Origin of the sequence: Nocardiopsis sp. TNDT3, assembly GCF_003427465.1 — a bacterium.
Lineage (GTDB): Bacteria > Actinomycetota > Actinomycetes > Streptosporangiales > Streptosporangiaceae > Nocardiopsis > Nocardiopsis dassonvillei.
The window spans coordinates 1-2,899 of sequence record NZ_QPFC01001456.1 but is presented as its reverse complement, the minus strand read 5'-3'; the positions used below and the strand labels follow the sequence as shown (position 1 = coordinate 2,899).

2 protein-coding genes and 1 tRNA gene are annotated in these 2,899 nt (G+C 72.5%); all 3 read right to left on the bottom strand.

Translation table 11 applies throughout. The features are described 5' to 3' along the window. Positions 1-85 precede the first annotated feature (85 nt). The 3 genes from DQW06_RS28805 to DQW06_RS28795 all read right to left on the bottom strand — a co-directional run bounded on the left by DQW06_RS28805 (position 86) and on the right by DQW06_RS28795 (position 2,871). A tRNA-Gln gene (locus DQW06_RS28805) sits at positions 86-157 on the bottom strand. 135 nt (positions 158-292) lie between these two features. Continuing rightward, a complete protein-coding gene (gene gltX / locus DQW06_RS28800) occupies positions 293-1,738 on the bottom strand; it encodes a glutamate--tRNA ligase (RefSeq protein WP_013151238.1) in 1,446 nt (481 codons plus the stop codon). Positions 1,739-1,851: 113 nt separating this feature from the next. Continuing rightward, a complete protein-coding gene (locus tag DQW06_RS28795) occupies positions 1,852-2,871 on the bottom strand; it encodes a GDSL-type esterase/lipase family protein (protein WP_117199655.1) in 1,020 nt (339 codons plus the stop codon). Positions 2,872-2,899 lie beyond the last annotated feature (28 nt).

Here is a 2,899-nt window from a genome sequence, read left to right as displayed (position 1 = left end):
AGGGCGGCGTCCTAGGCCACTAGACGACGGGGGCGCGCTTTCGGGTCTGCGACCCGCGCGGTCAGCGCCTCAACGCTGACCTGCGCTGGGGTACCAGGACTCGAACCTAGACTAACTGAACCAGAATCAGTCGTGCTGCCGATTACACCATACCCCAGTGCTCTGGGAGGACCCGGTCCGCTTTCGCTTCCCCGTCCCCCTCGGCGACGTGGACAACTCTAGCGGACATTCGGAGTGGTCGCGAACCGGAATCGGGGCGGCCGGGCTGTGGCTCCGACCACCCCCGTCCGCCTCAGGAGCCGGCGGGGCCGTCCTGTGCGTCCAGCTTCGCCAGGGCCGCGGTCAGCCGCTCCTGGACGCGCTCGCGGCCGAGCAGCTCCAGCGACTCGAACAGCGGCAGGCCGACGGTGCGGCCGGTGACCGCGACGCGCACGGGGGCCTGCGCCTTGCCCAGCTTCAGGCCCAGAGAGGCGCCCACCTCCTCGGTGGCGGCCTTGAGGTCCTCGGCGGCCCACGGCAGCTCCGGGTCGGCGAAGCGCGCCAGGGCGGCCTGGAGCATCTCCCGCCCCACGCCCGGCTTCATGGCCTTGGCCCAGCTCTTCTCGTCCTCCACGGGCTCGCGCAGGAAGAGGAAGTCCACGTTCGGCACGATCTCGCTGAGTACCGCCACGCGGCTCTGCGCGAGCGGGGCGACGGCGGCGAAGACCGCCGGGTCGTAGTCGGCCGGGTCCCACGGGGCCGCGTCGCCGGTCAGCCACGGCTGGCAGCGCTCGACGAACTCCTCGGCGGAGAGCTCGCGGATGTACTCGCCGTTGAAGGCGCGCAGCTTCTTCTCGTCGAAGAAGGCGCTGGAGCTGTTGACGTCCTCCACCCGGAACAGCGGCTGCATCTGCGACCACGGCATGATCTCGCGGTCGTCGCCCGGCGCCCAGCCCAGCAGCATGAGGTAGTTGACCATCGCCTCCGGCAGGTAGCCCTCCTCCTGGTAGGACTCCAGGGCGACCTTGTCCCGGCGCTTGGAGAGCTTCTTGCGCTGTTCGTTGACGATGACCGGCAGGTGCGCCCACACCGGCGGGGTCAGCCCCAGCGCCTCCCACAGCAACTGCTGCTTGGGGGTGTTGGACAGGTGCTCCTCGCCGCGGACGACGTGGGTGATGCGCATCTCGACGTCGTCGACGACGTTGGCCAGTACGAACAGCGGCGAGCCGTCGGCGCGGGCGATCACGAAGTCCTCGATGGCGGAGTGCTCGAACTCCACGCGGCCGCGGATCCGGTCGTCCACGACGGTGGGGCCGCCCTCGGGCACGCGGAAGCGCAGCGCCCGGCCCGGGCCGGGCGCCAGGTTCCGGTCCCGGCAGAAGCCGTCGTAGCCCAGGTTGGGGTTGTCGCGCCGCTCCTGCACCTGCTCGCGGGTGCAGTCGCAGTAGTAGGCGCGGCCGTTCTTGTACAGCTCCTGCGCGGTCTCGCGGTGCTTGTCCGCGTACTCCGACTGGAAGTAGGGGCCCTCGAAGTGCGGGTCCTCCTCGCCGATGCCCAGCCAGGCCAGCGCGCGGATGATGCCCTCGGTCCACTCGGGGCGGTTGCGTGCGGCGTCGGTGTCCTCGACGCGCAGCACCATGCGGCCCTCGGGCCGCTGCTGTGCCAGCGCCCAGTTGAACAGCGCGGAGCGCGCGCCGCCGACGTGGAACATGCCCGTGGGGGACGGGGCGAAGCGGGTACGAATCGAAGTCTCAGTCACGCGCCCAGGGTATCCGCGCCGGACGGGGGCCCGGGGGAACCCGCTGGTCCCCGCCGCGCGCACGGAACCGCCCCCGTCCGGAAAACGGGCCGGGGCGGGCCCGGCGCCCCGCCTCACTCCCCCGCGGAGGCCGTGGGGAGCGGGCGCGGGTAGGGGCGCCCGATCCCGTAGCCCTCCGCGAGGGCGTCGGCGAAGGCCGCGGCGATCTTGACCTCCCCGCGCGCGTTGGGGTGGGTGCCGTCGTAGGTGTCGGCTGCCGGGTCCCAGTCCTCGCCGCCCGCCACGTCCAGGCTGATCACCGGCGAGCGCTCCGTGGACATGTCGGCGGCGACCTCGCGGATCAGGACGTTGTAGGCGTACACGCGCAGGGCGAAGCCCTCGTCGGACTCGGCCAGGGCGATGGGCACGGTCTCGGCGAGCACGACGCGCAGGTGCGGGTTGGCCTCGCGCGCCGCCTCCACGTAGCCGCGCAGCCGGTACTCCATCTCCTCCATCGTGACCGGCCACAGCAGGTCGTTCACGCCGAGCATGACGCACAGCACGTCCGGGCGGTGGACGCGGACGTCCTCCCGGATGGAGGAGGAGGCGTCGCGCAGGGTGCGGCCCCACAGGGCGTTGTGGTCCTGGTCGAAGTCGGGGTCCCGGTACTCGGCGGTGTCCGGGTCGCCGTCCGCGCCGGGCCAGACGGCACCGTCCTGCGGTATCCGCTCACCGGGAGCGGAGGGGCCCGGCTCGGGAGCGGTCCCGTCGGCGCCGTCCTCCCGGTAGTCCTCGGCGGGGTCGCCGTCCGGGCTCGGCGTCGCCTCGTCCTCGGCGGTGGGGACCGGCAGGATCATGTCGCGGCTCGCGGGGTCGCTGTAGGGGCCGACGAAGTCCAACTCCTCCACGTGCGGGGAGAGGTGGTTCCACAGGTGGTAGCGCCAGGTCCGGTCGCCGTTGGCGCCCTGGGTCATCGAGTCTCCCGCCAGCATGATGCGGTGCGGTTCGCTCACGGGTCCCCCTGTCGGTGTGCCGGTGCCGCCGTCGTCGGTGCGCGCGGCCGTCCAGTAGGCGGTTCCCCCGGCCAGGAGCACGAGGGCGAGCGCACCGGCGAGGACGAGGGCACCGGTGCGGCGGCGTCGGGGGATGGTCAACGGACTGCCTTCCACTCGTGCGCGGGTC